27 protein-coding genes are annotated in these 26,945 nt (G+C 59.7%); 17 read left to right on the forward strand and 10 right to left on the reverse strand.

Annotated elements, in window-relative coordinates:
- The first annotated feature begins 160 nt into the window (after nucleotides 1-160).
- From acs to B723_RS00195, 5 genes are all read left to right on the forward strand, one after another.
- Nucleotides 161-2,098, forward strand: coding sequence for an acetate--CoA ligase (gene acs, locus B723_RS00175; RefSeq protein WP_017340810.1), 1,938 nt, complete (start codon nucleotides 161-163; stop codon nucleotides 2,096-2,098).
- A gap of 50 nt (nucleotides 2,099-2,148) precedes the next feature.
- Nucleotides 2,149-3,021, forward strand: coding sequence for an oxygenase MpaB family protein (locus B723_RS00180; RefSeq protein ID WP_017340811.1), 873 nt, complete (start codon nucleotides 2,149-2,151; stop codon nucleotides 3,019-3,021).
- A gap of 190 nt (nucleotides 3,022-3,211) precedes the next feature.
- Nucleotides 3,212-4,228, forward strand: coding sequence for a class I SAM-dependent rRNA methyltransferase (locus tag B723_RS00185; protein WP_017340812.1), 1,017 nt, complete (start codon nucleotides 3,212-3,214; stop codon nucleotides 4,226-4,228).
- Nucleotides 4,229-4,321: 93 nt separating this feature from the next.
- Nucleotides 4,322-7,273, forward strand: coding sequence for a DUF748 domain-containing protein (locus B723_RS00190; RefSeq protein WP_017340813.1), 2,952 nt, complete (start codon nucleotides 4,322-4,324; stop codon nucleotides 7,271-7,273).
- A complete protein-coding gene (locus tag B723_RS00195; protein ID WP_017340814.1) occupies nucleotides 7,273-7,569 on the forward strand; it encodes a DUF2845 domain-containing protein in 297 nt (98 codons plus the stop codon). The genes B723_RS00190 and B723_RS00195 overlap by 1 nt, the downstream gene beginning before the upstream one ends.
- A gap of 236 nt (nucleotides 7,570-7,805) precedes the next feature.
- On the opposite strand, the gene B723_RS00200 is transcribed toward B723_RS00195, so the two are convergent.
- Entirely contained in the window at nucleotides 7,806-8,162 is a 357-nt protein-coding gene (locus B723_RS00200) for a BON domain-containing protein (protein ID WP_017340815.1), read from the reverse strand.
- 306 nt (nucleotides 8,163-8,468) lie between these two features.
- Nucleotides 8,469-8,879 (reverse strand): pilin, encoded by a 411-nt coding sequence (locus B723_RS00205; RefSeq protein ID WP_017340816.1) that lies wholly within the window; start codon nucleotides 8,877-8,879, stop codon nucleotides 8,469-8,471.
- A gap of 225 nt (nucleotides 8,880-9,104) precedes the next feature.
- On the opposite strand from B723_RS00205, the gene pilB reads away from it, so the two are divergent.
- From pilB to yacG, 5 genes are read left to right on the forward strand one after another with little or no spacing between them, the layout of a single operon-like run.
- On the forward strand, nucleotides 9,105-10,805 hold the full coding sequence (gene pilB, locus B723_RS00210; protein ID WP_017340817.1) for a type IV-A pilus assembly ATPase PilB: 1,701 nt from the start codon (nucleotides 9,105-9,107) through the stop codon (nucleotides 10,803-10,805).
- A gap of 2 nt (nucleotides 10,806-10,807) precedes the next feature.
- Entirely contained in the window at nucleotides 10,808-12,025 is a 1,218-nt protein-coding gene (locus tag B723_RS00215) for a type II secretion system F family protein (RefSeq protein ID WP_017340818.1), read from the forward strand.
- Between the two features lies 1 nt (nucleotide 12,026).
- Nucleotides 12,027-12,899, forward strand: coding sequence for a prepilin peptidase (locus B723_RS00220; RefSeq protein WP_017340819.1), 873 nt, complete (start codon nucleotides 12,027-12,029; stop codon nucleotides 12,897-12,899).
- Nucleotides 12,896-13,519: a dephospho-CoA kinase gene (gene coaE, locus B723_RS00225; protein WP_017340820.1), complete on the forward strand. Its 624-nt coding sequence runs from the start codon at nucleotides 12,896-12,898 to the stop codon at nucleotides 13,517-13,519. The genes B723_RS00220 and coaE overlap by 4 nt, the downstream gene beginning before the upstream one ends.
- Nucleotides 13,516-13,716, forward strand: coding sequence for a DNA gyrase inhibitor YacG (gene yacG / locus B723_RS00230; RefSeq protein WP_017340821.1), 201 nt, complete (start codon nucleotides 13,516-13,518; stop codon nucleotides 13,714-13,716). The genes coaE and yacG overlap by 4 nt, the downstream gene beginning before the upstream one ends.
- A 9-nt stretch (nucleotides 13,717-13,725) precedes the next feature.
- On the opposite strand, the gene B723_RS00235 is transcribed toward yacG, so the two are convergent.
- Both B723_RS00235 and B723_RS00240 read right to left on the reverse strand, forming a co-directional pair.
- Nucleotides 13,726-13,941, reverse strand: coding sequence for a hypothetical protein (locus B723_RS00235; RefSeq protein ID WP_017340822.1), 216 nt, complete (start codon nucleotides 13,939-13,941; stop codon nucleotides 13,726-13,728).
- A gap of 63 nt (nucleotides 13,942-14,004) precedes the next feature.
- A complete protein-coding gene (locus tag B723_RS00240) occupies nucleotides 14,005-14,694 on the reverse strand; it encodes an energy-coupling factor ABC transporter permease (RefSeq protein WP_017340823.1) in 690 nt (229 codons plus the stop codon).
- 187 nt (nucleotides 14,695-14,881) lie between these two features.
- Between B723_RS00240 and B723_RS00245 the strand changes: the two genes are divergently transcribed.
- Nucleotides 14,882-15,124 carry a DUF2790 domain-containing protein gene (locus tag B723_RS00245; protein WP_017340824.1) on the forward strand — a complete coding sequence of 81 codons (243 nt, stop codon included), beginning with the start codon at nucleotides 14,882-14,884 and terminating at the stop codon, nucleotides 15,122-15,124.
- A gap of 18 nt (nucleotides 15,125-15,142) precedes the next feature.
- Here B723_RS00245 and B723_RS00250 read toward each other — a convergent pair whose 3' ends face one another.
- From B723_RS00250 to B723_RS00270, 5 genes are all read right to left on the reverse strand, one after another.
- On the reverse strand, nucleotides 15,143-15,790 hold the full coding sequence (locus tag B723_RS00250) for a methyl-accepting chemotaxis protein (protein ID WP_017340825.1): 648 nt from the start codon (nucleotides 15,788-15,790) through the stop codon (nucleotides 15,143-15,145).
- Nucleotides 15,787-17,055, reverse strand: coding sequence for an OprD family porin (locus B723_RS00255; RefSeq protein WP_017340826.1), 1,269 nt, complete (start codon nucleotides 17,053-17,055; stop codon nucleotides 15,787-15,789). Before B723_RS00255 ends, B723_RS00250 begins: the two co-directional genes overlap by 4 nt.
- Nucleotides 17,056-17,072: 17 nt before the next feature.
- The gene (locus B723_RS00260; protein WP_017340827.1) at nucleotides 17,073-18,278 is read right to left on the reverse strand and encodes a benzoate/H(+) symporter BenE family transporter; all 1,206 of its coding nucleotides are present in this window, start codon (nucleotides 18,276-18,278) and stop codon (nucleotides 17,073-17,075) included.
- Nucleotides 18,275-19,642 carry an aromatic acid/H+ symport family MFS transporter gene (locus tag B723_RS00265; RefSeq protein WP_017340828.1) on the reverse strand — a complete coding sequence of 456 codons (1,368 nt, stop codon included), beginning with the start codon at nucleotides 19,640-19,642 and terminating at the stop codon, nucleotides 18,275-18,277. Before B723_RS00265 ends, B723_RS00260 begins: the two co-directional genes overlap by 4 nt.
- Before the next feature lie 296 nt (nucleotides 19,643-19,938).
- Nucleotides 19,939-20,406, reverse strand: a complete 468-nt coding sequence (locus tag B723_RS00270; protein WP_017340829.1) for a hypothetical protein — start codon at nucleotides 20,404-20,406, stop codon at nucleotides 19,939-19,941.
- A gap of 198 nt (nucleotides 20,407-20,604) precedes the next feature.
- Here B723_RS00270 and B723_RS00275 point away from each other — a divergent pair, with 198 nt between their 5' ends.
- From B723_RS00275 to B723_RS00300, 6 genes are all read left to right on the forward strand, one after another.
- Nucleotides 20,605-21,231 carry a DUF1780 domain-containing protein gene (locus B723_RS00275; RefSeq protein WP_017340830.1) on the forward strand — a complete coding sequence of 209 codons (627 nt, stop codon included), beginning with the start codon at nucleotides 20,605-20,607 and terminating at the stop codon, nucleotides 21,229-21,231.
- Nucleotides 21,228-21,755 carry an MOSC domain-containing protein gene (locus B723_RS00280; RefSeq protein ID WP_017340831.1) on the forward strand — a complete coding sequence of 176 codons (528 nt, stop codon included), beginning with the start codon at nucleotides 21,228-21,230 and terminating at the stop codon, nucleotides 21,753-21,755. The genes B723_RS00275 and B723_RS00280 overlap by 4 nt, the downstream gene beginning before the upstream one ends.
- Before the next feature lie 55 nt (nucleotides 21,756-21,810).
- Nucleotides 21,811-21,984 carry a DUF3094 domain-containing protein gene (locus tag B723_RS00285; protein WP_008028730.1) on the forward strand — a complete coding sequence of 58 codons (174 nt, stop codon included), beginning with the start codon at nucleotides 21,811-21,813 and terminating at the stop codon, nucleotides 21,982-21,984.
- 60 nt (nucleotides 21,985-22,044) lie between these two features.
- Entirely contained in the window at nucleotides 22,045-23,343 is a 1,299-nt protein-coding gene (locus B723_RS00290; RefSeq protein ID WP_017340832.1) for an NAD(P)/FAD-dependent oxidoreductase, read from the forward strand.
- Nucleotides 23,344-23,636: 293 nt separating this feature from the next.
- The gene (locus B723_RS00295; protein WP_052909672.1) at nucleotides 23,637-24,599 is read left to right on the forward strand and encodes an IS110 family transposase; all 963 of its coding nucleotides are present in this window, start codon (nucleotides 23,637-23,639) and stop codon (nucleotides 24,597-24,599) included.
- Between the two features lie 229 nt (nucleotides 24,600-24,828).
- Nucleotides 24,829-25,227 carry a hypothetical protein gene (locus B723_RS00300; protein ID WP_017340833.1) on the forward strand — a complete coding sequence of 133 codons (399 nt, stop codon included), beginning with the start codon at nucleotides 24,829-24,831 and terminating at the stop codon, nucleotides 25,225-25,227.
- A gap of 61 nt (nucleotides 25,228-25,288) precedes the next feature.
- Here the strand turns inward: B723_RS00300 and B723_RS00305 are convergent, their stop codons facing one another.
- Nucleotides 25,289-26,914, reverse strand: coding sequence for a methyl-accepting chemotaxis protein (locus B723_RS00305; protein WP_017340834.1), 1,626 nt, complete (start codon nucleotides 26,912-26,914; stop codon nucleotides 25,289-25,291).
- Nucleotides 26,915-26,945 lie beyond the last annotated feature (31 nt).

A 26,945-nucleotide genomic window follows, 5' to 3' on the forward strand; every position in this document is an offset into this window, starting at 1 on the left:
CTGCTCGCGATAGCGGTATGTCATTCAACGATGATGTTGGCTGACCCACCGCTATCGCGAGCAGACTCGCTCCCACAGTTGTTTAGCACACGGCTTGAACCCTTCGGTCACTCGGCGCATCTTTATTACTTGTTTACCAAAACAAGAATAAGGAACCGTCATGTTCGATATCAGCACGTTCCCCAAAGCCGATGCCGTCCGCCGGGCCGCACAACTCAGTCAAGACGACTACAAGCGCCTGTACCGCCAATCCATCGAACACCCCAGCGAATTCTGGGCCGAGCAGGCTTCACGCTTTCTCGACTGGAGCAAACCCTGGGATACCGTCCAGCGCTATAACCTGAAAACCGGTGAAGCCAGCTGGTTTGCCGGCGCAAAGTTGAATGTCAGTTACAACTGCATTGACCGGCACCTGGAAAAACGCGGCGATCAGGTCGCAATCATCTGGGAAGGCGACGACCCCGCCGAGTCCGCCCAGATCACCTACAAAAAACTGCACCACAACGTCTGCCGCCTGGCCAACGTGCTCAAAAGCCGTGGCGTGAAGAAAGGCGACCGCGTGTGCATCTACATGCCGATGATCCCCGAAGCCGCCTACGCCATGCTCGCCTGCACGCGGATCGGTGCGGTGCATTCGGTGGTGTTTGGCGGGTTCTCCCCCGATTCTGTGCGTGACCGGATTCTCGATGCCGACTGCCGCACCGTGATCACCGCCGATGAAGGCGTGCGCGGCGGCAAATTCGTACCGCTCAAAGACAAGGTCGACAAGGCGCTGCAGAGTTGTCCGAATGTCAGCACCGTGATCGTGGTCGAGCGTACTCAGGGTGAAGTGAACTGGGTCGAAGGCCGCGACCTCTGGTATCACCAGGCCCTGCGCGATGTCAGCGACGATTGCCCGCCAGAACCAATGGACGCCGAGGACCCGCTGTTCATTCTTTACACCTCCGGCAGCACGGGCAAACCCAAAGGTGTGCTGCACACTACCGGCGGCTATCTGCTGCAAGCGGCGATGACCTTCAAGTACGTGCTCGACTACCGCGACGACGAAGTCTTCTGGTGCACCGCCGATGTCGGCTGGGTCACCGGCCACAGTTACATCGTCTACGGGCCGCTGGCCAACGGCGCGACCACGCTGATCTTCGAAGGCGTACCCAGTTATCCAAGCAGTTCGCGTTTCTGGCAGGTGATCGATAAACACCACGTGAACATCTTCTACACCGCCCCCACCGCCCTGCGCTCGCTGATGCGCGAAGGCCCCGAACCGTTGAAGGAAACGTCTCGCGCCAGCCTCAGATTACTCGGCAGCGTCGGTGAGCCGATCAACCCGGAAGCGTGGGACTGGTATTTCAATGTCGTCGGCGAACAGCGTTGCCCGATCGTCGATACCTGGTGGCAGACCGAGACCGGCGGCATCATGCTCAGCCCGCTGGTCAGCGCGCAGCGGATCAAACCCGGCTGCGCCACGCAACCGATGTTCGGCGTGCAACCGGTGCTGCTCGATGAAGTGGGCAAGGAAATCAAAGGCGCCGGCAGCGGTGTGCTGGCGATCAAATCCAGCTGGCCGGCACAGATCCGCAGCGTCTACGGCGACCCGCAACGGATGGTCGATACCTACTTCAAACCCTATCCCGGTTACTACTTCACCGGCGACGGCGCTCGCCGCGACGAGGACGGCGATTACTGGATTACCGGGCGTATCGACGACGTGATCAACGTTTCCGGTCACCGCATCGGCACCGCCGAAGTCGAAAGTGCCCTGGTGCTGCACGACAGCATCGCCGAGGCTGCCGTGGTCGGTTACCCTCACGACATTAAAGGCCAGGGCATCTATGCGTTTGTCACGCCCATGAACGGCACCGACCCCACCGACGAACTGAAGAAAGAACTGCTGGCCCACGTCAGCAAGGAGATCGGCAGCTTCGCCAAACCGGACCTGATCCAGTGGGCACCGGCCTTGCCGAAAACCCGTTCGGGCAAGATCATGCGGCGGATTCTGCGCAAGATCGCCTGCAACGAGCTCGACAGTCTGGGAGACACGTCGACCCTGGCCGATCCAAGTGTGGTTCAGGACCTGGTCGATAAACGCCTGAACCAATAAGCCCAGCGCGGCCAGCAATGGCCGCGTTTCATTTTCGCCACTGAGTCGCCATGGAATTCATCCGCAGCCGCATCGAAACCCAGGTCATGAGCCTCACCGGTCTGTCCCTCGGCAAGCTCGACCTGGAAAATCCCAAGGGCGACCCCGGCCTGTTCGGTCCCGATTCGGTGAGTTGGCAGGTTCACGGCGACTTCAGCAGCATGCTCATCGGCGGTATCAGCGCGCTGATGCTGCAAGCCCTGCACCCATTGGCGCTGGCCGGGGTCTGGGACCATTCGAATTTTCGCGAGGACATGCTCGGTCGCTTGCGCCGCACAGGGCAGTTTATTTCCGGCACCACGTTCGGTTCCCGCCGGGATGCGGACTGGCTGATCGAGAAAGTGCGCACCATCCACCTTCAAGTGACCGGCACCGCGCCGGATGGTCGGCCATACGCCGCGAGTGATCCCGATCTGCTGACGTGGGTGCATGTGGCCGAGGTCAGCAACTTCCTCGCGGCGCATTTGCGTTACCGCAATCCGCACCTGTCTGCGGCCGATCAGGACCGCTACTACGACGAAATCGCTCTGGTCGCCGAACGGCTCGGTGCTCGTGACGTGCCCCGTTCGCGACAGGAAATAGCCGATTACCTTGAGCGCATTCGCCCGCAACTGCTGTGCGACGATCGCAGTCGCGAGGTGTTGCGACGGTTGTTGAACGCCCCGGCCCCCAGCCGTCTGGCCAAGCCGTTCGGCGGATTGATGATGCAGGCCGGTATCGACCTGCTGCCGGATTGGGCCAGTGACATGCTGGGCGTCCGCCAGAGTCCGCTGCAACGCACGCTGATCCGCGCCAGCGTCAACCGCAGCGCGCCGATGCTGCGCTGGGCGGTGCGTAATGGCTCGGTGCATCGGGCGAAGCGGCGGATGGGGTTGCCGACCTGAACTCCGGCCCTTGTGGCGAGGGGGCTTGCCCCCGTTCCGGTGCGCAGCACTGGCAAGATTTCGGAAACGCTCGAGATTTTGGAGCCGCTTCGCAGCCCAGCGGGCGCAAGCTCCCGCGCCACAGGCAATCCCCCTTGCCACAGTGTTAAACTCCCGCGCCAAATTCCCTCCCTCCTGCAAGGCGCTCAGCATGTCTTCCTTGAATCAGGCGCTGCGCGCCGCCCTCGATCATCGCCAGGACCTGCTTGCCGAACTGCATCAGCAAGGCACCGATTGCTATCGCCTGTTCCATGGCAGCCAGGAAGGCGCCGGCGGCCTGACCATCGACCGCTACGGCCCGCAACTGTTGGTGCAGAGCTTTCACCAGGCCCTGGAGCGCGATGACCTGCTGCAACTGCACGAGGCGATCAATCAACACCTGGGCTTCGAAACCCTGCTGGTCTACAACGACCGCTCCCGGGGCAACTCGCGCATCGACCGCGAAGACACCGTTTACCGCGCCGACGAAGCCGCCCTGCAAGACCTGGTCGGCCACGAATGGGGCCTGAACTACCGGGTCCGCGGCCGTCACGCCGGTCAGGACCCGCTGCTGTTCCTCGACCTGCGCAACACCCGCGGCTGGGTCAAGGAACACAGCAAGCACAAAAGCGTGCTCAACCTGTTTGCCTACACCTGCGGCGTCGGCCTGAGCGCTGCGGCCGGTGGCGCGAGCGAAGTGTGCAACCTGGATTTCGCCGAAGGCAATCTGGCGGTTGGCCGCGAAAATGGTCTGCTCAATCCGCAGTTGCCGACCATGCAGTTCATCCAGTCCGATTACTTCCCGGCCATTCGCCAGCTCGCCGGCCTGCCCATCAGCCAGCGCCGCGGGCAAAAATTGCCGAGCTATCAACGCCTGGAACAACGTCAATACGACCTGGTGTTGCTGGACCCACCGGCCTGGGCCAAGAGCGCTTTCGGCACCGTCGACCTGCTGCGCGACTACCAGAGCCTGCTCAAACCGGCGCTGCTGACCACCGCCGACAATGGCGTGCTGATCTGCTGCAACAACCTGGCAAAAGTCAGCATGGACGACTGGCGCGAACAGGTTTTGCGTTGCGCCGAGAAAGCCGGGAGGCCGGTGCGCGAGTGGACGGTGATGAAACCGGGCGGCGATTTCCCGTCCATGGATCAACAGCCACCGCTGAAAACCCTGATCCTGCAACTGTGAATCCCAAAGAAAATTTCAGATAAATCCTATAACGCAGGGTGGCTTCGGAACCGGATTCGCGTGCCATACTCCAACGCATTCCGATTCAGACAGATGAAGCCACACATGCCCAAAGGATTGATCCGCGCTATCGGCGCCCTGTTGACTGCTCTGGCCCTCTACAGCCTGCTGGGGTTTCTGATTTTGCCGGGCATCGCATTGCGGGTTGCCAACCAGCAACTGGCCAACTACGCCACGACGCCCGCCACGATTCAGCGAATAGAACTCAACCCCTTCAGCCTTGAAGTCACCCTGTGGGGCCTGATCATCGGAGAGCCGGGCAAGGAACAGGTCGGCTTCGAACGCCTGTACGCCAATCTGCAGATCGACAGCCTCTGGACCAAGGCGCTGCATCTGTCGGATATCGAGCTGGACAAACCCAAGACCGAAATCCTCTTTGGCAAGGACGGCAAGCTCAATCTGCTCGGTCTGTTCAACATCCCCGCCAGCGAACCGACCCCGGCCGACCCGGACGCCAAACCTTTTCCGCTGCGCATAGAGCGGATCAAACTGGCGGACGGTGTCGTGCACTTCAAGGACGATCGCCCCAGCGAAGCCATCGAGTTCCTCTACGACAAACTCGATTTCGAGCTGAACAACCTCAGCACCCTGCCCGAAGACAGCGCCGACATGACCCTTGTGGCCATCGGCCCGAACGGTGGGCAACTCGACTGGACCGGCAATTTCAGCCTGATCCCGATCGCCTCCGAAGGTAAGCTGAAAATCACCGACGGCCAGATGAAAGCCTTTTGGCCTTATGTGCGCGACGCGCTGCCGCTGGTGCTGGAAAACGGCGTGCTGAACCTGAGCACCGACTACAAGCTCAACTTGTCCAAGGAAACCGAACTGCTGCTGAGCAACGTAGCGGTCAGCGTCGCGCCTTTCGCCATCAATGCCCCGGACGGTCGACCGCTGGCGAAACTCGCGCGACTGGACATCACCGACACCACCGTGGACCTGGCCAAACAGCAAGTCGTGGTCGGCAAGATTCGCAGCAATAAACTGGAAACTTGGGCGGCGCTCGAAGCGGACGGCCAACTCGACTGGCAGAAACTGTTCGCCAGCCAACCGTCCAAGGAAGCTACGAAAGCCAAAGCCGAGCCCGTCAGCACGCCGGCAGCCGCCGACTCGCCGAAAGCGCCTGCCGCGCCGAGCAAGCCTTGGCAGGTATTGCTCAAGGACGTGCAACTGCGCGATTACCAGGTGCACCTGGCTGATCGAAAAGCGCAACCCGCCGTGACGCTGGACCTGACCCCGCTGAACCTGGACCTGCAGAATTTCGACAGCCTCAATGGCTCGCCCTTTACCCTCAAGCTCGACACCGGCGTGGGCAAGCAAGGCAAGATCACCGCCGATGGCGAGGTCAATCTGGCCCCGGTCAGCGCCAGGCTCAACGTGCAGACCAAGGACATCGACCTGCGGGTTGCCCAGTCCTACATCAACCCGTTCATTCGCCTCGAACTGCGCAGCGGCATGCTCGGCAGCGACCTCGCAGTCAACCTGAAAAGCACCGAGCCGTTGGCGCTGAGCGTGACAGGACGCGCGCAAATCGATCAGCTGCACACCCTCGACACCCTGAAAACCCGCGACTTTCTCAAGTGGCAGCAGGTGGTGGTCGAAGGCTTGAATTATCAGCACGGCGACAGCCTGTCGATCGACCGGATCAACCTGTTCCAGCCCTATGTGCGCTTCATGATCAACGATGACCGCACCACCAACGTCGATGACCTGCTGATCCCGCAGCCGCCCGACTCCGGGGCCAAAACGGCCGCCGCCAAACCCGCCGCCAGCAAGGACAAACCGCTGGGCATCCACATTGGCGGGGTTGCCATCAATGACGGCTCGGCCAACTTTGCCGACTTCAGTCTGACCCCGAACTTCGCCACCGCCGTGCAACAGCTCAACGGCCAGATCGGCACCATCGACAGCCGTCAGGCGAAACCGGCGACCGTGGACATCAAAGGCAAGGTCGATCGCTACGCACCGGTGACCATCAAGGGCTCGGTCAATCCGTTCGACCCAATGGCCAGCCTCGACATCGCTACCAGTTTCAAACGCGTCGAGCTGACCACGCTGACGCCCTACTCCGGCAAGTTCGCCGGCTACCGTATCCGCAAGGGCCGGCTCAATCTCGACCTGCATTACCTGATCACCAAAGGTCAGCTCAAGGCTGAAAACAAAGTGGTGGTCGAGCAGTTGCAGCTCGGTGAAAAGGTCGACAGCCCGGACGCCGTCAGCCTGCCGTTGAAACTGGCGATTGCCCTGCTCAAGGACGTCGATGGCAAGATTTCCATCGAACTACCGGTCACCGGCGACCTCAACAATCCACAATTCAGCGTCATGCCGATTGTCTGGCAGACCCTGCGCAACCTGATCGTCAAGGCCGCCGCCGCGCCGTTCAAAATGATCGGCGGACTGGTCAGTGGCGGTGGCTCGGAAGACCTGGGCACGGTGTCGTTCGCACCAGGTTCCAGCGACCTGAGCAAGGAGGCCGAGGGCTCGTTGGTCAAACTGTCCCAGGCCCTCAAGGAACGTCCGGCGTTGCGCCTGGAAATCGAAGGCACCGCTGCCGCCAGCAGTGATGGTCCGCCGATCGCCGAGCAACGCCTGGAGCGGGAATACCAGTACAACTACTACAAAATGCTCCAGCGTCGCGGCGACAAGGTGCCGGCGCAGGCTTCGCTGCTGCAAGTACCGGACAGCGAGAAAGGCCCGCTGCTGGAAGGCATCTACCGCACTCGCCTGAAAACCCAGCCACCCGCCGAATGGAAGGATCTGGGCAAGGAAGAACGCACCGCGAAAATGCGCGCGGACGTGATCAAGTTCTGGAGTACCAGCGACGTGCTGTTGCGCCAACTGGGCCAGGACCGTGCCAGCAGCATCAAGGATTATCTGGTCGACAAGGGACAGTTGGCCGACGACCGCGTGTATTTCATCGACGCCAGCCTCGGCGAAGCGGAAAGTGACGGCAAGGTGGTGACACCACTGCATCTGGACGCCGAGTGATGATCAGACAATTGCTGTTCGGCCTGACCCTGGCACTCGCGGCCAGTCAGGCTTCGGCCGCCGATACCCTGCGTTGCGGCAGTCAGTTGGTCAGCGTCGGGGACAGGTCCAGCGAGGTGCTGCAGAAGTGCGGTGAGCCGGTCAGCCGCGATCTGTTGGGCTACAAGCGCAGTGCCAATCGCCGGGAAGAATTCCAGGTCGAGGAATGGACCTACGGACCCAGCGGCGGGATGTACCAGTATCTGCGGTTTGAAGGGAATCGGTTGAAGCAGATCACCAGCAAGCGCGGTAACTGAAGAGCAAAAGATCGCAGCCTTCGGCAGCGCCTACAGGGAATGTGGATATCTGTAGGCGCTGTCGAAGGCAGCGATCTTTTTTTGTGCGCCCACAATAGAACAGGCCCCGAACACGAATGTCCGGGGCCTGTAATGGCCACATCCTTGTGGCCGTCGCATGAACTCTCAAGTCGCGGCGGACGTATGACTCGGCCCGTCTACCGCGTCTTCTCCCGGTCCAGGCGAGAAGTCTTGCCTTACTCGGCTTTCAGGCCGTCAGCGGAGACCGCTTTGACGCCTTTGATTTTCTTGGTGATGGCCACAGCAGTGGCTTTCTGAGCGTCAGTCACCGCGACGGTAGACGACAGGGAAACAACACCTTTGTTGGTTTCAACCTTGATGTCGGTACCAGGAATGCCTTTTTCGGTCACCAGGTCAGCTTTGACTTTGGTGGTGATCCAGGTGTCAGAGGTTGCTTCTTTGGCTTCTGTCACTTCACCAGCAGCCAGCACCATTGGGGACTGGGTAGCCTGGGTGGTTTGAGCAAATGCAGCGTTGGCCATGGTCAGGGTCAGCGCGGTAGCAGTAGCGGCAGCGATAGCGAACTTCTTCATACGAGTAACTCCTGTTTTTTCATAAAGTCTGCTGCATGTCTTGTCAGCAGGGTTACTAGGTATATTGCGAACGCTGTGCCAAGTTTGAGACAGATAAAAAATCGTTATAAATCAATGATATATATAAAAGTGAAATTTTCGGAATCATGCAAATTGCATGACTTTGAAAATATGTACATGCAAGTTGCGGGTTTTGGCGTGGGCCTAAGGCCATGAATTCTCGGGGTTTTCTTTTTTTCCTTTGGGCTATCAAAAAAAATGCCCCGTTTTTAACGGGGCATATTTCAAGCGAGGCAGAACAGGATCTTAGTTAGCAACACATCCGCCTGGGGCATAGTCGGCATCGACCTTGGTCGTACACGCCCAGCCGGTTGTCGGGTCGCGGGTCAGCGTAATGGTCTTGCTAAGAACTGGCGCTGGCGCATTAAGAATCGTGCAACCGATAGTACCTTTGCCGTCAGAGGCTGTACCCGAAGCAGTGATCGTGCAATTGGTGGTAGGCGACGTGCCACCCACTTTGGCCAAATCCGGATTGACCCCCTGATTCAGCACATCTTCAAAATTCACTTTTAAAGCAGAAATCTCAGCAAGCCCGGCCGTAACTTTGGCCCGGGCCTGATATTTCGAATAAGCCGGCAACGCAAATGTCGCCAGAATCCCGATGATCGCCACCACGATCAGCAGTTCGATCAGCGTAAAACCTTTTTGAGTATTCATAGACAAGCTCCATGCATGAGTCGACATCTCATGATCTGAATTAGCCGCAGCACAGCCCGTGCCAATCCGTTAATCCCCTGTTAACGGGGCGCGAGAACAACGCGGCGCTTTTGTCTGCACCCAAGGTCCGCACTAACTGACACTTTTTGTCACCAGAGCAGCGCTGGTTTGGCTCCTTGGGTTGACTAGGCTATAAGTCATGAACTGTCTGCGTCCGGTATCCCAATGAATGACATCGCCCTTAGCGGTCTGGCCAAGCAATTGGTCATGGCCGAACTGCTCACTGACAAAAGCGCGCAACAGGCGTATCAGCAAGCCCAACGCCAGAAACTCTCCCTGGTCAGTTATCTGGTGCAGAACAAACTGGTGAAAAGCCGTCAGATCGCCGAGATCGCCTCCGAGCATTTCGGCATGGCGCTGCTGGACCTCCACTGCCTGGACAAAGAGTCCCAACCCAAAGGGCTGGTCAGCGAAAAACTGCTTCGCCAGCACAACGCCCTGCCCCTCTGGCGGCGCGGCAACAAGTTGTTCGTCGGCGTTTCCGACCCGACCAATTACCAGGCTATCAACGATATCCAGTTCAGCACCGGGCTGAACACCGAAGCCATCCTGGTGGAGGACGACAAGCTCAGCGACGCCATCGAGAAATTTTTCGACAGCCACAATTCCGGCCTCGAAGACATGGCTGACGTCGACCTCGATGGCGTCGACATCGAGTCGATCGACGACCGCAACCAGGACGCCATCGCCGGGCAAGACGCCGACGACGCGCCGGTGGTGCGCTTTGTCCACAAGATGTTGCTCGACGCAATCAAGAGCGGCTCATCCGACCTGCACTTCGAACCCTACGAGAAAACCTACCGCGTGCGGATGCGCACCGACGGCATGTTGCGTGAAGTCGCCAAGCCACCGATTCAACTGGCCAACCGCATCGCCGCGCGCCTGAAAGTCATGGCCAGCCTCGACATCTCCGAGCGACGCAAACCCCAGGACGGGCGGATCAAGATGCGCCTGTCCAAGAGCAAGTCCATCGACTTCCGGGTCAATACCCTGCCGACCCTCTGGGGCGAGAAAGTGGTGATCCGGATCCTCGACCCGTCCAGCGCCCAAATGGGCATCGACGCCCTCGGGTACGAGCCGGACCAGAAAGACCTGTACATGGCCGCACTGAAGCAGCCACAAGGGATGATCCTGGTGACCGGGCCTACCGGTTCGGGCAAGACCGTGTCGCTCTATACCGGGCTGAATATCCTCAACACCGTGGACATCAATATCTCCACCGCCGAAGATCCGGTGGAGATCAACATGGAAGGCATCAACCAGGTCAACGTCAACCCCAAGCAGGGACTGGGCTTTGCCCAGGCGCTGCGTTCGTTTTTGCGCCAGGACCCGGATGTGATCATGGTCGGCGAGATCCGTGACCTGGAAACCGCGGAGATCGCCATCAAGGCCGCCCAGACCGGTCACCTGGTGCTGTCGACCCTGCACACCAACAGCGCCGCGGAAACCCTGACCCGCCTGCACAACATGGGCATTCAGGGGTTCAACATCGCCACCTCGGTCAGTCTGATCATCGCCCAGCGCCTTGCGCGCAAACTGTGCAGCCATTGCAAGAGACCCATCGATATTCCCCGCGAGGCGTTGATCAAGGAAGGCTTCCCCGAGGAACGCATTGGCTCGTTCACGATCTATGAACCGGTCGGTTGCGACCAGTGCAACGTTGGCTACAAGGGGCGCGTGGGAATTTATGAAGTGGTGAAGAACACACCGGACCTGCAACGGCTGATCATGGCCGAAGGCAATTCGCTGGAAATCGATATCCAGATGCGCAAGGACGGCTTCAACGACCTGCGTACTTCCGGGCTGATCAAGGCCATGCAAGGCATCACCAGCCTTGAAGAAATCAACCGGGTCACCAAGGACTGAACATGGCGGTCAAAGCAGCGAAAATCAGCGTTTACGCCTGGGAAGGCACAGATAAAAAAGGCACGAAAATGACCGGCGAACTCAGCGGTCAGAACCCGGCGCTGATCAAGGCGCAATTGCGCAAGCAAGGCATCAATCCCGGCAAGGTGCGCAAGAAGTCCGCCGCGATTTTCAGCCTCGGCCAACGCATCAAGGCGCATGACATTGCCCTGTTCACCCGGCAGATGGCGACCATGATGAAAGCCGGGGTGCCGCTGTTGCAGTCGTTCGACATCATCGGCGAAGGCTTCGATAACCCGGCCATGCGCAAACTGGTGGACGACGTGAAACAGGAGGTCGCGGCGGGCAACAGTTTCGCCGCCGCCCTGCGTAAAAAACCGCAGTATTTCGATGAGCTCTACTGCAACCTGGTGGATGCCGGCGAACAGGCCGGCGCGCTGGACACCCTGTTGGAGCGCGTCGCGACCTACAAGGAAAAGAGCGAAAGCCTCAAGGCCAAGATCAAGAAAGCCATGACGTATCCCCTGGCCGTGGTGTTCGTCGCGATCATCGTCACCGGCATTCTGCTGGTCAAGGTGGTGCCGCAATTCGAGTCGGTGTTCAAAGGATTAGGTGCGCAATTGCCGGCGTTCACGGTGATGGTCATCGGTCTGTCGCAGTTCATGCAGGATTGGTGGTGGGTGATGCTGGGGGCTTTGATTGCTGCGATATTCGGTGCGCGCCACGCCTTCAGGACATCACAAGGCTTTCGCGACCGGACCGACACCTGGCTGTTGAAACTGCCGCTGATTGGCACGCTGATGTACAAGTCCGCCGTGGCCCGTTACGCCCGCACACTGTCGACCACCTTTGCCGCTGGCGTGCCGCTGGTCGAGGCGCTGGAATCGGTGGCGGGCGCGACCGGCAACATCGTGTTCAAGCGTGCGGTGCTGCGCATCAAGCAGGATGTGTCGACAGGGATGCAGCTGAATTTCTCCATGCGCACCTCCGGCATCTTTCCGAACATGGCGATCCAGATGACCGCCATTGGCGAAGAGTCCGGCGCACTGGACGACATGCTCGACAAGGTCGCGAGTTTCTATGAGGCCGAAGTCGACAACATGGTCGATAACCTCACCAGTCTGATGGAGCCGTTCATCATGGTGGTGCTGGGGGTTATCGTCGGCGGCCTGGTGATTGCAATGTACCTGCCCATTTTCCAACTCGGCAATGCGATCTGACATGCCCCTGAACGAAATCCTGACCCTGTACCCGCTGGCGTTTGTCGGCATTGCACTGGTGGTCGGCTTGCTGGTCGGCAGCTTCCTCAACGTAGTGATCTGGCGCCTGCCGAAAATGCTCGCGCGCGAATGGCGACTGCAGGCCTATGAAATTCTCGGCTTGCCTGGCGAAACACCGCTCCCGACCTACAACCTGATGCTGCCCCATTCCCAATGCCCGCACTGTGGGCACCGGATCCGCGCCTGGGAAAACATTCCGCTGCTCAGTTATGTGTTTTTACGTGGGCGATGCGCCAGCTGCGCAACCCCCATCAGCAAACGCTATCCATTGACCGAACTGGCGTGCGGCCTGCTGTCAGCGTTCATCGCCTGGCATTTCGGTTTCGGTGGGCAGGCCGTGATGGTGCTGGTGTTGACCTGGGGTTTGTTGGCCATGAGCCTGATCGACGCCGAGCATCAGTTGTTGCCGGATGTACTGGTGCTGCCACTGTTGTGGCTGGGATTGATCGTCAACAGCTTCGAGTTGTTCGTGCCATTGACCGAGGCACTGTGGGGCGCAATTGCTGGCTACATGGCGCTGTGGTCGGTGTTCTGGCTGTTCAAGCTGATCACCGGCAAGGATGGCATCGGCCACGGCGATTTCAAGCTCCTGGCCATGCTGGGCGCCTGGGGTGGCTGGCAGATTTTGCCGCTCACCATTCTGCTGTCGTCTCTGGTCGGTGCCGTTATCGGCGTTATTTTGCTGAGCCTGCGCAACGCGAAAGCCTCGACGCCTATCCCCTTCGGTCCCTATCTGGCGATTGCCGGCTGGATTGCGTTGCTCTGGGGTGGTCAAATAACCGACTTCTATTGGCAGTTTGTCGGTTTGAAATGAATACCCCTGTGGAAAAACCCTGGATTCTCGGCCTGACCGGTGGCATCGGCAGCGGCAAAAGCGCGGCTGCCCAGCACTTCATCGACCTGGGCGTGCATGTGGTCGATGCTGATCATGCGGCGCGCTGGGTGGTGGAGCCGGGTCGCCCGGCGCTGGCACAGATTGCCGAACATTTCGGCCCCGGCGTGTTGCAGGCCGACGGTCAACTGGATCGTGCGGCATTGCGCAAACTGATCTTCGAAGTGCCTGAGCAACGCCTCTGGCTCGAAGCGCTTTTGCATCCGCTGATCGCCAGGGAAATTGCCGATCACCTAGGCAAGGCACAATCGCCTTACGCGATTCTGGTTTCGCCGTTGCTGATCGAGTCCGGTCAATTCGCCATGACCCAGCGCGTGCTGGTGATCGATGCGCCCGAACAACTGCAGATCGAACGCACCCTGCAGCGCGACCAGACCAGCGAACAACAGGTCCAGGCGATTCTCAAGGCGCAATCCAGCCGCCAGGATCGCCTGAGCCATGCCGACGATGTGGTGGTCAATGACCGCGACCTCGCCTGGCTGCACAGCGAGGTCGAGCGCCTGCATCACTTTTACCTTACTTTGCGTGGAGGCCAGTCATGAGCCAGATCCCAACCGTCGATTGCCCAACCTGCGGCGCCCCTGTCGAATGGACCCCGGAAAGCAAATTCCGGCCGTTCTGTTCGGACCGCTGCAAACTGATCGACCTGGGCGCGTGGGCGTCGGAAGAACACAAGATCCCGGTGAGCCCGGATGCCGAAGACGAACTGTTCAGCGAAGACTTCGAACCACGTCACTGAGGCCGGGATTCAGGGCCGCATAAAGCCGTAGTCCTGACCGTCATCGAGGTTCTCGGCAAGAAACTGCAACTCATCCGCCAGATCCTCGATACTGCGTACCGCCTTGCTCTGCTGCACCACTGCACTGAGCAAGGCACGCAAGCTCAACCCCGGATCAAACCCGACTTCCTGCGCTGCATCCAGACTGTGGCGCAACTCCTGCCTTGCCCATTCGTAGACACTCATTTCGATGCTCCTGAAGGTTTTGCGGAGCATGGATTCGTCGACGTTTTTTGGATTTGATGTGGATCAAGATTTCGGGTCGTCGTCCTTCCAGGGCGCCGAAAGGTAGCGTGTGCGGTTGAAGGTCTCCAGCCATTCCGGGCTGAACACCACCAGTGCGCTGACGACCATGCCGTTGATGAACGCTTCGGGAAAGATGATCAGCCACAGGTAACCGACAAAATCCTCCAGCCAATAGGGCATGACGAAAAGCTCGTTGAACCACAACAACCACAGGGCCAGCAACAGGCACAGCAAGGCCGATAGCGCCGCTGCGAAGAAGCCGGAAACGAAGATGTAAACGAAGGGGTTTCGCGGTTGCGCTCGCTCGACCAGGATGGCACAGCACTCGGTGACCAGCACGGGCAGCAGAATGAACAACGCGCCGTTGACCCCGACGGCGGCGAGGTCCTGGCGTCCGAGCAGGACCAGGCCTGTTTGTGCGACCAGTCCGCCGACGATTGCCATCGGCCAGTCCAGGAGCAGGGTCACTGCGGTCATGCCGATGAAGTGATAGGACACGCCGGTGTCGAAATCCCGTCGTACCAGCCAGAGCATGAACAGGGCGAATACGGTGCCGAACAGCAGGTGCTGGCGGCGGCTGTCGCTGAACAGTTCGACCCACGGGGCACGTGCGACGGCCCAGATCAGGGCTGGGACGTAGATCAGCCATCCGACGGCGAGGGTTTCCGGGGTCAGCAGTTCGGCGCCGATCATGGCTGGGCTTGCTCCTTTTTCTTTGCCGGGAGAGGACAGGTTTTCAGTCTACACCGCCGTTTGTGCCCCCAATCAACCCGAGCGATTATTACGCTTCCTGCAAAACTGAATCAGCCCCAGCCACCTTTATCACCCCCAGCGAAGGACTAGACTTCAAAGCATCAGAACCAACCCCGAGCCGACAAAAATGAAAACCCTGACCACCCTGCTTCTGAGCCTCATTGCCACGTCAGCCATGGCCGCCACCCACGAGTCAGCCGCCACCCCATACAACCCGGCGCAACCGCTGGACATCGCCAAGGTGGTTTCAGTGACCGACACCGCAACCGCGTGCGATGTCGTACCGGCAACCATGGTCTACATCGATCATCAAGGCCAGACCCACAGCGTGACCTACCCAGTCATGGGCAACTGCACCAGCAGCCTGTAAAGCCGGGTAACCCACGACTCACACGATCAGCCGTTTCGCCTGCAACGCCAAATCATGCAGACCGGCCAGACGCGCCATGATCCGTTCGACCACCTCGACCCTGGCCACCGCACCGCTTTGCAGTTCACCCATCGAGTGCAACGCCACGCCAGCCTTTTCCAGACCCAGACGGGTTGAACCGGATAGCTGCTGAAGCCCCTGGCGCGCCTGCTCCGCCGACTGTTCCAGCCCCGTGGCGATTTGCCGGATCTGCGCACTGGAGTCCGCCGCCTGACGGGAGAGATTGCGCACCTCATCGGCGACCACCGCAAACCCTCGGCCATGGCTGCCCGCCCTCGCCGCCTCGATCGCCGCGTTCAGCGCCAACAGGTTGGTCTGACGGGCGATGTCCTGAATGCTGCCGACAATCGCGCCGATGCGCATCGACTGACTGCCGAGCTCATCGAACACTTGATCCAGACGCTGCATGTAGAGGTTCAGATCCTCCAGCACACTGGCCGACGACTGCATGCTCTGCGCACTCGCCTTGACCCGATCACCGGCCGTGCGCGCCAGTTGATTGGCAAAGCGCATGTCCTCCTCGGTTTGCAGCACCGACTCGGTCAATTGCTCCAGCTTGACCTGCAAACCGATGTTGTACGACGGTTGTTCTTTTTCAATGGTCATAGCAGCGTCCAGGTGTAGCTGAGGATCAGGCGGTTTTCGTCGATATCACTGCGGTAGTTGGAACGGGCCATCACGTTACGCACCCGAATTCCGAGGCCCTTGAGGCTGCCGCTTTGCAGCACGTAGCCGAGGTCGAGATCACGCTCGCGATCCTTGCCCTCGAAGCCTTGCCCGGTATCGACATTGTTGCCGGAGATGTAGCGCACAGTGCTGGTCAGCCCCGGCACGCCGAGGGCGGCGAAATCGTAGTCGTAGCGCGCTTGCCAGGAGCGTTCATCGGTGTAGGCGAACTCGTAGGTGGGCACCTCATTGCCCAGCGGCGAGATGTTGGCAAAGACCCGTGGGAAAGCACTGTCACCGAACATTCCCTGATAACCGACATAAAACGTGTGGCCACCGCGCTTGGCGGACAACAGCGAGAAGAACGCCTGGTTATCGATGTTGCCCAGCAGCTTCTTGCCGTCTTCGCGCGAATCGTAGTAACCCAGGTTCGCGCCCAGAATCCAGTCCCCCATCGGTTCGCTATGCTTGAGACCGAGAAAGCGCTGGTTGTAGATATCTTCCAGTTGCCCGAACCAGGCACTGACCGAACTGCGTTTATCGTTGAAGGCGTAATCGGCACCGGCGAAATTGAAGCCGTCACTGCTGACCTGACGTTGCGGCACGTGGCCGAGCATGGCCTGCATCTTTTCGTCGCCGGCCTCGTTGCGCAGGCTGGTCGTGTTCAAGTGGCCACCCTGCAGGGTCAGGCCATTGATCTCGTTGGAACTGATGCTTGCGCCCTGATAGCTGGGCGGCAGCAGACGAATATCGCTGAACGCCAGCACCGGCAGATTGGGCTGCAACTCGCCCACTTTCAGCTCGGTTTTGGAGAAACGCACCTTCAGCGCCGCTTCGAGACGGCTGTAATCATTCGCCGCGCGCCCGTCATCTTTAACGGGCAGTAAACCGGTATTGACCCGATCCGGACTGCTGTCGAGCTTGAGCCCGAGCAAGCCGATCACATCCACACCGAATCCCACGGGGCCTTGGGTGTAACCGGATTTGACGTTGAGGATGAAACCCTGCGCCCACTCTTCAGCCTTCGACTGTTTGTTCGCCCCGACGATGTCGGAGAAGTCCCGACTGAAGTAGTAATTGCGTGCTTGCAAGGTGGCTGTGGTGTCTTCGATAAAGCCGCTCTCGGCCGCCATCGCCCCCGCGGAGAAACCCGAGACGAGCGCCATGGACAACACTGGACCGGTTGCTGGAAAAATCTGTTTCATCGTTTGTTCTCTTATTTTTATTGATCGACAGTTGGAAGTGCTTCAGCCGCCGCGCTTTCGCGACGGGCGTTTAACAACACATGGGTGACCATGCCGAAAATCAGGCCCCAGAAAGCTGCGGACAAACCCAACAGCGACATGCCCGACGCGGTGGTCAGGAAGGTCACCAGCGCGGCTTCCCGATCATTCGGCACCGCCATGGCGCCGGCCAACGCCCCGGCAATCGCGGCGAACAGCGCCAGCCCGGCGAGTGCCGCAATCAGTTCTTTGGGGAACGCCGAAAACAGTGAAACCAGAGTGGCGCCGAAGATCCCCAGCACCAGGTAACACAGCCCGCCGACCACCCCGGCGACGTAGCGCTTGCCAGGGTTTTCATGGGCCTCGCGGCCGGTACAAATGGCCGCGGTGATCGCTGCCAGATTCAGTCCGTGACAGCCGAACGGGGCCAACAACGCCGTGCCCAACGCACTGCTGGCGATGATCGGACCGGCCGGCGTGGCGTAACCGCTGGCTCGCAGCACCGCCATGCCGGGCACGAACTGTCCGGTCAGCGCCACCATCACCAGCGGTAACGCAATGTTCAGGGTGGCGCTCAGGCTGAACTCGGGCGTGATCCACACCGGCGTGGCCAAGCCGATCACCAACGCTTCGCTGTGCAAATCGCCGGCGAGAAAGGCCATCGAGCAGCCCACCAGCAGCACCATCAACACCGCATAACGCGGCATTAACCGTTTGCAGACCAGGTACGTGGCAAACATCGCCAGCACCAGCAACGGCTTGCCCTGCAACGAAACGAACAATCCGGTGCCGAAGCTGAACAGAATCCCCGCCAGCATCGCCGCCGCAATCGCCGCCGGCAGTTTGCCGATGATCCGGTCAAACGCTCCCGACACGCCGACCAGGAAAATGATCAGGCTGCTGACCAGATAAGCCCCCACCGCTTCCGGCATGGAGATCCCCGGCAACAGCGCCACCAACAGCGCCGAGCCCGGCGCCGACCACGCGATGATCACCGGCACGCGGTAACGCAGGCTCAACCCGATACCGAGCACCGCGCTGCCGATGGAGATCGCCCAGACCCACGACGACAGCACTTCCCGCGACAACTGCGCGGTCTCGGCCGCCTGGAAAATAATCACCAACGGGCCGGCGTAGGAAATCACCGTGGCGATAAATCCAGCGACCGCCGCCGACAGGGAAAAATCCCGGACGAACGCCCTCATGAAGCTTCGCCGACAGACCCGCCCGCCGTACCATGACGTAGATTCGCCAACGACTGTCGGGTGCTGCGCTGACTGCTGATGGCGAACACGGTCATGGCGATCGCGGCCACCGCACCGGGCAAGGCGAACGCCATGAAGTTGAGTTGCAGCGGCAGGCTGATCCCGAGCAAGGCCCCGCCCAGCAGCGGTCCGACAATCGCGCCGTTGCGCCCGATGCCCGAGGCCCAACCCAAACCGGTGGAGCGAATGGTCATGGAGTAGAACTGCGCGGCGCAGGCGTACAGCAGAATCTGCGAACCGATGGTGGTGGCGCCGGCAATAGCGATCAGCAAGTACAACACTGGCATCGGGCTGTTGAAGCCCAGCAAAGTGATCGACACGGCTGCCATGGCGAAGAACACCGCCAACACCCGCGGCAGGTTCAGCTTGTCACCCAGAACGCCGCCGCCCACCGCGCCGAAAATCGCGCCGAAGTTGAGCACCAGCAGGAACGACAGGCTTGAGCCCAGGCTGTATCCGGCGTTGGCCATCAGTTTCGGCAGCCACGAACTCAAGGCGTAGACCATCAGCAGGCAGCAGAAAAATGCCAGCCACAGCATCAGCGTGCGCAGCGCCCGGCCCTCGCGAAACAGTTGCAGAACGGGGGTGCCGGTGCCCTTCACTTCGCTCATGTGCAGCTGATCGCTGGTCTGCGCGATGTACGCCGGATCCACCCGCTGAAGAATGGCGCGCGCCTCTTCATTGCGTCCCTGTCGCAGCATGAAACCCACCGACTCGGGCAGGAAGTACATGATCAGCGGCAACAACACCAACGGCAGCACCGCGACGTAAAACACCGACTGCCAGCCGAAGCTCGGGATCAGCACGATGCCCAGCCCCGCCGAGAGCATGCCGCCCACGGAGTAACCGCTGAACATGATCGCCACCAGCGTGCTGCGGATTTTCTTCGGCGCGTACTCGTTCATCAATGCCACGACGTTGGGCATCACCCCGCCGATGCCCAGTCCGGCGATGAACCGGCAAATCCCGAACTCGGTGGGGTTACGCGCAAAACCGTTGAGCACGGTGAAACCGCTGAAGAGCATCACGCAGATCGTGATGGCTTTCTTGCGGCCGATCCGGTCCGAGAGCGGGCCGAAAAACAGCGCGCCAAACATCATGCCGAACAGCGCGTAACTGCCCAGAGCGCCAGCCTGCAAAGGACTGAGCCCCCATTCTTTCATCAGCATCGGCAGCACGACCCCGTAAATCACCAGGTCGTAACCGTCGAAGATGATGATCAGCGCACACCAGAACAGCACCATCCAGTGGAAGCGGTTGAATCGTGCGTTGTCGATAACCTCATGTACGTCAATCTTGCGCATGGCATTTATCTCTTGTTGTTGTTTTTTTCAGAGCGTCGGTAAAGCGGCTAACGTCCCGTAAAGCCGAGGGTAAAGTTGCCAGGCGCGGGGCAATATCCGCTTTGCGCAGATCGCTATCCGTTTTGTGCAGGGCCCTGAATCGGGCGCGAGAAGGAGGGATGTCGCAGCAGGCTTTGCTCCTGCGCGACAAACAGTTTTCCTGGCGATTACTTTGGAGAGCCGGGGTCTATGGATGACCCCGACGACTTACACCTGCTGACCCTTGCGGCCGAACAAGTCAACGCACTGAAGCCCGATCACGGCCGGGCCTTCTCCAGTGCCTCACGCAGTTGCGCCGCCGTGGCGTATTCGTGCTCACCGACCACTTGACCGTCCTTGAGCTCCAGCCACAACACTTTATCCACGGCCCCGGGGTAGCGCGGCGCCACGCGTCCGTCACGGTCGAGCATCACGCGATAGGAATAATCGCGCATGGCCGGCACGGCGAACATCTTCGCGATCAGCCGGGGCATGCGCTGGATATCCGCGACAAATACCGCGTGCCGGGCCTCCAGATAGCCCTTGGGCTGGCCCTGCAGTGCCGCGTCGACCAGCTTCGCGGCGTCCATGCTGCGCGCCACCAGCAGCGTCTGAGTCTGATTGTCGAGCGTGAAGGCCTGATCGAACTGATCAAGCAAGGTCCACGGCGCCAGCCGCTCCCCCACCTCCAGCGCCTGAGCCCAAAGAGGCACAAGACTGAGCAATAACACGGGCCATAATTTCACGACATTCCCCTTCGTTGAGGCGCTTGAGCGCAATGAATCCAGTCTACACCGCCTGTATTGCACACCCCATCGCCGCGACAACGATCAAAGAAGCACCGCAGCTACCACCCGATCAGCGATGACGCCTGCCGGGGCTTTACGTCCTCGTTTCAATGCAAAGCTTTCAGCTTGTCGCATTTGAACGCTAAGCTTGGGCCTATGGATGACTCAGATTATCTACGCCTGCTGACCATTGCGGCCGAGCAAGCCAACGCGTTCCTTTCCAATGCCCGCAAATGGGAGCGTGAGCGTTGGGTGTGCCAGCGCCTGCTGCAAGGCCTGAACATTCCTTACCGCGTCGACGAATTCGCTCCCGCCGGCGAACCGCCGGACGTGCTGTTTCGCGATGCGAATTTCGAAGTGTTTTTCGTGCTCGACGAGGGCCGGCGTCTCAATGATGAGTGGCGCGATGAGCTGCAGCGGCGACGCAGTGCGTTTTCCTTGAGTTCGCTGGTGCGCCGAGAAGCCAAGCCCAGGCGCATTCCGGCCAATGAATTCCTGCTGAGACTCGCGCCGACCTTGCGCAAAAAAGCGCACAACTACAAGGAACGCGGCATGGACCTGGGCGAACTGGACATCATCGCCTTTGCCAGCCTCAAGCGCGAAGTGCTCGACCTCAACAGCCATTTCCCGCCACCCACCGAATACTTGCGTCAGGGCTGGCGCTCGTTGTCACTGGTCGGTCCGACATTCGCCCGGGTTTTGTTTGCGCATCCCGACGCACCGGATTTCCTGCGCAGCAACCTCGGTCGCAGCATCGTCTTCGATGTCGGGATCAGCCTGTGAGTCCACTGCAGGAGCTGATCGCTGAAGTCCCGCAAACCGGCCGTGTACGCTGGATCGGCGTGCGCCCGCAACCGCATGTGCCGATGATCGAGCTGGAGGCCGTGGAAGCGCGTCTCGAGGCCGGCCTGACCGGCGATCGGGCCCGTCCCGGCGTACGCAATGCGCGACAGGTGACACTGATTCAATGGGAGCATCTGCCAGTGATCAGTTCGCTGATGGGCCGACCGGACGACAATCCGGTCCTGCCTGGTGATTTGCGGCGCAACCTCGTTGTCAGCGGGATAAACCTGTTCAGCCTCAAGGGTCGCCGCTTCAAAATCGGCCAGGCGATTTTCGAAACCACCGGTTGGTGCCAGCCTTGCGCACGCCTGCAAAACAACCTCGGCCCCGGCACTTTCCAGGCCGTTCGCGGACATGGCGGAATCACCGCCCGAGTGTTACAAAGTGGAATCATTCGGCTGGACGATACAGTCAGTGTCGAGCCGATTCCCGCCAGCGGCTATGCTCCGTTCAATGTGGGGTAAAAACCCCTGTAGCTTCTATCAATTCAGCAACGTCTACCCGATGACGAGGCCCGATATGACCAGCCGCCTGAACCCCGACGACCAGAAACATGTCGAAGAGTACCTGCACCTGTCCCAGCACCGAGTCGAGCGCCGGCCTTTCCGGCCGTGGATGCTCCTGGTGGTGGTGTTGGCAGTGACCATTGGCCTGGGCTTGTTGAGCCGATTTATCAGTTACCTGACGCTATGAGCTGCATCGCGCTCGCTCGGGTAATTGCACCGATTTCTTTTAGCCTTGCGAGATATCCCCATGACTCATCGTATTGTCATCGTTGGCGGCGGCGCCGGCGGTCTGGAGTTGGCTACCCGTCTGGGTAAGACTCTGGGCAAGCGCGGCACGGCCAGTGTGATGCTGGTCGACGCGAACCTGACCCACATCTGGAAACCGCTGTTGCACGAAGTCGCGGCCGGTTCCCTTAACTCTTCCGAAGACGAACTCAACTATGTCGCCCAGGCAAAATGGAACCACTTCGAGTTCCAGCTGGGGCGCATGAGCGGGCTTGATCGCGCGCAGAAGAAAATCCAGCTGGCGGCCACTTACGATGAGGCCGGCCTGGAATTGGTGCCGGCGCGTGAAGTGCCTTACGACTCGCTGGTGATCGCCGTCGGCAGCACCACCAACGATTTCGGTACCCAGGGCGCGGCGCAGCATTGCCTGTTCCTCGACACCCGCAAACAGGCCGAGCGCTTCCACCAGCAACTGTTGAACCATTATTTGCGCGCCCACGCCGGGCAGACGGATGTGGTGCAGCAGATCAGCGTGGCAATCGTCGGCGCCGGCGCCACGGGCGTCGAGCTGGCGGCCGAACTGCACAACGCCGCACATGAACTGGCGGCCTACGGCCTGGACCGGATCAAACCGGAGAACATGCACATCACCCTGATCGAGGCCGGTCCACGGGTACTGCCAGCATTGCCGGAACGGATCGGCGGCCCTGTGCATAAAACCCTGGAGAAACTCGGGGTCAACGTCATGACCAATGCGGCCGTCAGTGAAGTGACCGCCGATAGCCTGATCACCGCCGACGGCAAAGTGATCAACGCCAGCCTCAAGGTCTGGGCCGCGGGCATTCGTGCGCCAGGTTTCCTCAAGGACATCGACGGTCTGGAAACCAATCGGATCAACCAGCTGCAAGTGCTGCCGACCCTGCAAACCACCCGCGACGAAAACATCTTCGCCTTCGGCGACTGCGCCGCCTGCCCGCAGCCGGGCACCGATCGCAACGTGCCGCCGCGTGCCCAGGCAGCGCATCAACAGGCGTCGCTGCTGGCCAAATCGCTGAAGCTGCGGATCGAAGGCAAGCCGTTGCCTGTGTACAAGTACACCGACTACGGCTCGTTGATTTCGCTGTCGCGTTTTTCGGCTGTGGGTAACTTGATGGGCAACCTGACGGGTAGCGTGATGCTTGAGGGCTGGCTGGCGCGGATGTTTTATGTGTCGCTGTACCGCATGCACCAGATGGCGCTGTATGGCGCATTCCGCACGGCAATGTTGATGCTGGGCAGCAAAATCGGGCGCGGGACTGAGCCGCGGCTGAAGCTGCACTGACACACATCCCTTGTGGGAGCGAGCCTGCTCGCGATAGCGGAGTGTCAATCGCCACATGAGTTGGCTGATACACCGCTTCGCGAGCAGGCTCGCTTGTATGTTTAGACTTGAAGGGGTGGGTGGGACTAAAGCTCGTCATCTGACTCTGACCAGTACAGACCGTGGGAGACTTCGTCCCACCCCTTCACCTAATGCGCCGATAAGGAATGCATCGGCTCGGACCGACGATAGAAACAAGCCAGCGCAACGGTGAACCCCGTCAAGTATCTAAACCCTAGCTCGGAGGGTGTGCCATGACAATCCTGGATTCGCAGGTGGTCGTCGGTGTGGATGTGGCGAAGGACGAGATCGTTATCTATCGATCCGACCTGGAAAAGACCCTAAATATCGCGAACAAGCGATCAACCTTGAAGCAATGGCTCAAGACGCTGCCAGCGCACAGCGCTATCGCGCTAGAAGCGACCAATATCTATCACCTTGATACAACGGAAATGGCCCATGAAATGGGCCATGACGTTTACGTCATCGATGGCAGTCGCCTCAACAGATACCGCGATGGAATAGGCATGAGGGCGAAAACAGATACGTTGGATGCCGAACTGCTGGCCCGTTACTTGAGCCGCGAATCCGACAGATTGAGGATCTGGAATCCGCCACCGAAGGCTTACACACAAATGAAAAGCCTGCTTCGCCGTCGGGCTCAGTTGGTCCGGGCCTGTGTTGCACTCAAGCAGAGCTGGAAAAACGAATCCTTGCTGAAAGAGCACTTCAACCAGCTTCTGGCCGCCATTGCCCAGTTCGAAAAGATGATTCAGAAAACGCTCAAGGAAATTGCTGAGGAAGGTGGGATTGATGATCAGGTGAAGCGTTGCCAGGCCATCGAGGGCGTAGGGCTCCTGACGGCCACCGCAGCGGCCACTGCTTTTATGCGTGGGGAATTTGCCAACAGCGACGAGTACGTCGCTTTCCTCGGCATGGATCCGCGTGTGAGGCAGTCAGGACAAAAGGATCAAAAGCGTCGACTCTCTAAACGAGGGGACTCGGAGTTCCGGCGCTTGTTTCACAATAGCGCTATGGCTGCCAGCCGTTCGCCGACCTGGAAGCCGTACTACGAACGCTATCTGGCCAGAGGTCTAAAAGGCACTCAGGCCTTGGTTATCCTGGCACGCAAGCTGGCCAGAGTGATGTTTGCCCTGATGAAAAACCAAACCGAATACAAGCCAAATTCTATGTTTGGGTGTTCCCCCCAAACATAGAATCTCCCACATTTTTCAATCACAACCTTGAGATCTGTGTCTCACTGTATCTCTCCCCGCAATTTCGCCCCTTCGGTTACAAACTCCCCCCTTGCGCGACACAGTAGCGATACACCTCGCCCGCTAAATGGCCACATCCGAGCAAGGCGTCCCGCCAGCTACGGTGATCGCCGCACTTACGTGGCGTCTTTTATCGAATGGTTGTGTCGTGCAACCCTGGAGAATTGAAATGTCCCGTACCACCAAAAACACTATCGGTTTGCTCGGTGCAGTCCTCGCTGGCGGCATGATGTTGACCGGCTCCGCTTTTGCTTCGCAGCCTTTGACTCAGGGCTACCTGCTGGCCTCGGCCGAACAGGTGGTGAAAACCCCTGAAGGCAAATGTGGCGAAGGCAAGTGCGGCGATGCATCGATGGCAAAAACCGACACCGACGGTGACGGCAAGGTGTCCCGCGCCGAATTCCAGAAAGTTGCGCCTAAGTCCAACTTCGACAAGATCGACACCAACCACGACGGCTTCATCGACGAGCAAGAGGCTTACGACAACGTCAAAGCCAACTTCGAAGCCAACGGCAAGAAAATGCCAAAAGGCCTGTTTGAGCACTTGAAGGACCAGGACGGCGCTTAAGCCTCCCAGAAAAAAAGCCGCGTTTCTCGATCGAGAAACGCGGCTTTTTTGTCTGGCGGATTTACACCCGAAAGCGCTGCACCATGCCCTGCAGAGCATTGGCCAACTTCGACAACTCATGACTGGAAGCACTGGTCTGATCCGCACCGGAGGCGGAACGCACCGACAGATCACGGATATTCACCAGATTGCGATCCACTTCCCGAGCCACTTGAGCCTGTTCTTCCGCAGCACTGGCGATCACCAGATTGCGCTCGTGAATCTCGTGGACCGAGGCCGTGATGGTCTGCAATGCGTCACCGGCCCGTTCAGCCAACACCAGCGTACTCGTGGCACGGGAAGCACTGGCATTCATGGAGTCCAGCGCCAGGTTGGAACCGTTGCGCATGCCCTGAACCATTTGCTCGATTTCCTGAGTCGATTGCTGCGTACGATGCGCCAATGCACGCACTTCATCGGCTACCACCGCAAAACCGCGCCCACTTTCACCCGCGCGCGCCGCTTCAATGGCGGCGTTGAGCGCCAACAGATTGGTTTGCTCGGCGATGGCCCGAATGACATCCAGCACTTTGCCAATGTCCTGGGACTGATTGGCCAGCGACTGCACCAACTCACCGGTGTGCTGCACATCCTTGGCCAAGTCGCTGATCGCGCTGGCGGTTTCGCTGACCCGCTCCTGCCCCAATTGCGCTGACTCGCTGGATTGGCGGGTAGCATCAGAAGTCGACACGGCGTTGCGCGCCACTTCTTCCACGGCCGAGGTCATTTCGTTGACCGCCGTGGCGGCCTGCTCAATTTCGTTGTTCTGCTGTTGCAGGCCTTGGGTGCTGTCGAGAGTGACAGCATTCAATTCATCCGCCGCCGTGGCCAGCTGAGTCGCTGAACCGCTGATGGCTTGCAAGGTTTCTCGCAGGTTCTGCTGCATGGTCGCCAGTGCCTTGAGCAAACGAGTCACTTCGTCGTTGCCATGGGTTGCTATCGGCCGGGTCAGATCGCCCTGCGCCACGCTCTCCGCAGCCGTCAGGGCTTCGTTCAGGGGGCGGACGATGCTGCGGGTCAGCAACATGGCCAGGCCGACAGTGGCCAGCGCCGCGAGGGCGATGAACAGGCTGACGATGGTCCGCGACGTTTCGTAGTGCGCTGCGGATTTCTGGCTCTCAGCGGCGACCTGTTTGGCGAACAGGTCCGCCAGATCACTGAGTTGTTTGCCGGAGCCATCGACCACGGTTTTCATGTCAACCAGCAGCAGCCTGGTCAATTCGTCACGACGCCCCTGCTCTGCGAGAGTGAACGACTGGGCAATGCCGGTGCGATAGGCGGCAAAGGTGGTTTTGAACTGGTCATACAAGGCCTGGCCTTCGGCGGTGTTGACCAACTGGTCATAGACCGCGATCTTCTCGCTCAATTCCTTGTCGCGAGTGTCCATCTGACCGCGGTAGGTCGGAATGTTCTTTGGGTCCTGATCCAGCGCCATGCGCAAGGAAATGGTGCGGATACGCAACATCAGTTCGCGAATCTCGTCACCCCCGCGAATGCTGGGGAGCCACTGCTTCTCCACGGCCACCTCGCTCTCGCGAATGCTCGCCATTTGCCCCAGGGCAAACACCCCGAGCAACGCCACCAACACAGCGATCAAGGCAAAACCCAGCGCGGCACGGGGGGCAATATTCAGCTGACGAAGAAACATAACGAGCGCCTTTCTTGTTGTTGGCTTGAAT

The sequence above is a fragment of the Pseudomonas fluorescens NCIMB 11764 genome, assembly GCF_000293885.2.
Classification (GTDB): domain Bacteria; phylum Pseudomonadota; class Gammaproteobacteria; order Pseudomonadales; family Pseudomonadaceae; genus Aquipseudomonas; species Aquipseudomonas fluorescens_B.

Bases quoted from the DNA above. Each gene is read 5' to 3' on its own strand.
- acs (WP_017340810.1), top strand. From the start codon at position 161: ATGTTCGATATCAGCACGTTCCCCAAAGCCGATGCCGTCCGCCGGGCC.
- B723_RS00180 (WP_017340811.1), top strand. From the start codon at position 2,149: ATGGAATTCATCCGCAGCCGCATCGAAACCCAGGTCATGAGCCTCACC.
- B723_RS00185 (WP_017340812.1), top strand. From the start codon at position 3,212: ATGTCTTCCTTGAATCAGGCGCTGCGCGCCGCCCTCGATCATCGCCAG.
- B723_RS00190 (WP_017340813.1), top strand. From the start codon at position 4,322: ATGAAGCCACACATGCCCAAAGGATTGATCCGCGCTATCGGCGCCCTG.
- B723_RS00195 (WP_017340814.1), top strand. From the start codon at position 7,273: ATGATCAGACAATTGCTGTTCGGCCTGACCCTGGCACTCGCGGCCAGT.
- B723_RS00200 (WP_017340815.1), bottom strand. From the start codon at position 8,162: ATGAAGAAGTTCGCTATCGCTGCCGCTACTGCTACCGCGCTGACCCTG.
- B723_RS00205 (WP_017340816.1), bottom strand. From the start codon at position 8,879: ATGAATACTCAAAAAGGTTTTACGCTGATCGAACTGCTGATCGTGGTG.
- pilB (WP_017340817.1), top strand. From the start codon at position 9,105: ATGAATGACATCGCCCTTAGCGGTCTGGCCAAGCAATTGGTCATGGCC.
- B723_RS00215 (WP_017340818.1), top strand. From the start codon at position 10,808: ATGGCGGTCAAAGCAGCGAAAATCAGCGTTTACGCCTGGGAAGGCACA.
- B723_RS00220 (WP_017340819.1), top strand. From the start codon at position 12,027: ATGCCCCTGAACGAAATCCTGACCCTGTACCCGCTGGCGTTTGTCGGC.
- coaE (WP_017340820.1), top strand. From the start codon at position 12,896: ATGAATACCCCTGTGGAAAAACCCTGGATTCTCGGCCTGACCGGTGGC.
- yacG (WP_017340821.1), top strand. From the start codon at position 13,516: ATGAGCCAGATCCCAACCGTCGATTGCCCAACCTGCGGCGCCCCTGTC.
- B723_RS00235 (WP_017340822.1), bottom strand. From the start codon at position 13,941: ATGAGTGTCTACGAATGGGCAAGGCAGGAGTTGCGCCACAGTCTGGAT.
- B723_RS00240 (WP_017340823.1), bottom strand. From the start codon at position 14,694: ATGATCGGCGCCGAACTGCTGACCCCGGAAACCCTCGCCGTCGGATGG.
- B723_RS00245 (WP_017340824.1), top strand. From the start codon at position 14,882: ATGAAAACCCTGACCACCCTGCTTCTGAGCCTCATTGCCACGTCAGCC.
- B723_RS00250 (WP_017340825.1), bottom strand. From the start codon at position 15,790: ATGACCATTGAAAAAGAACAACCGTCGTACAACATCGGTTTGCAGGTC.
- B723_RS00255 (WP_017340826.1), bottom strand. From the start codon at position 17,055: ATGAAACAGATTTTTCCAGCAACCGGTCCAGTGTTGTCCATGGCGCTC.
- B723_RS00260 (WP_017340827.1), bottom strand. From the start codon at position 18,278: ATGAGGGCGTTCGTCCGGGATTTTTCCCTGTCGGCGGCGGTCGCTGGA.
- B723_RS00265 (WP_017340828.1), bottom strand. From the start codon at position 19,642: ATGCGCAAGATTGACGTACATGAGGTTATCGACAACGCACGATTCAAC.
- B723_RS00275 (WP_017340830.1), top strand. From the start codon at position 20,605: ATGGATGACTCAGATTATCTACGCCTGCTGACCATTGCGGCCGAGCAA.
- B723_RS00285 (WP_008028730.1), top strand. From the start codon at position 21,811: ATGACCAGCCGCCTGAACCCCGACGACCAGAAACATGTCGAAGAGTAC.
- B723_RS00290 (WP_017340832.1), top strand. From the start codon at position 22,045: ATGACTCATCGTATTGTCATCGTTGGCGGCGGCGCCGGCGGTCTGGAG.
- B723_RS00295 (WP_052909672.1), top strand. From the start codon at position 23,637: ATGACAATCCTGGATTCGCAGGTGGTCGTCGGTGTGGATGTGGCGAAG.
- B723_RS00300 (WP_017340833.1), top strand. From the start codon at position 24,829: ATGTCCCGTACCACCAAAAACACTATCGGTTTGCTCGGTGCAGTCCTC.
- B723_RS00305 (WP_017340834.1), bottom strand. From the start codon at position 26,914: ATGTTTCTTCGTCAGCTGAATATTGCCCCCCGTGCCGCGCTGGGTTTT.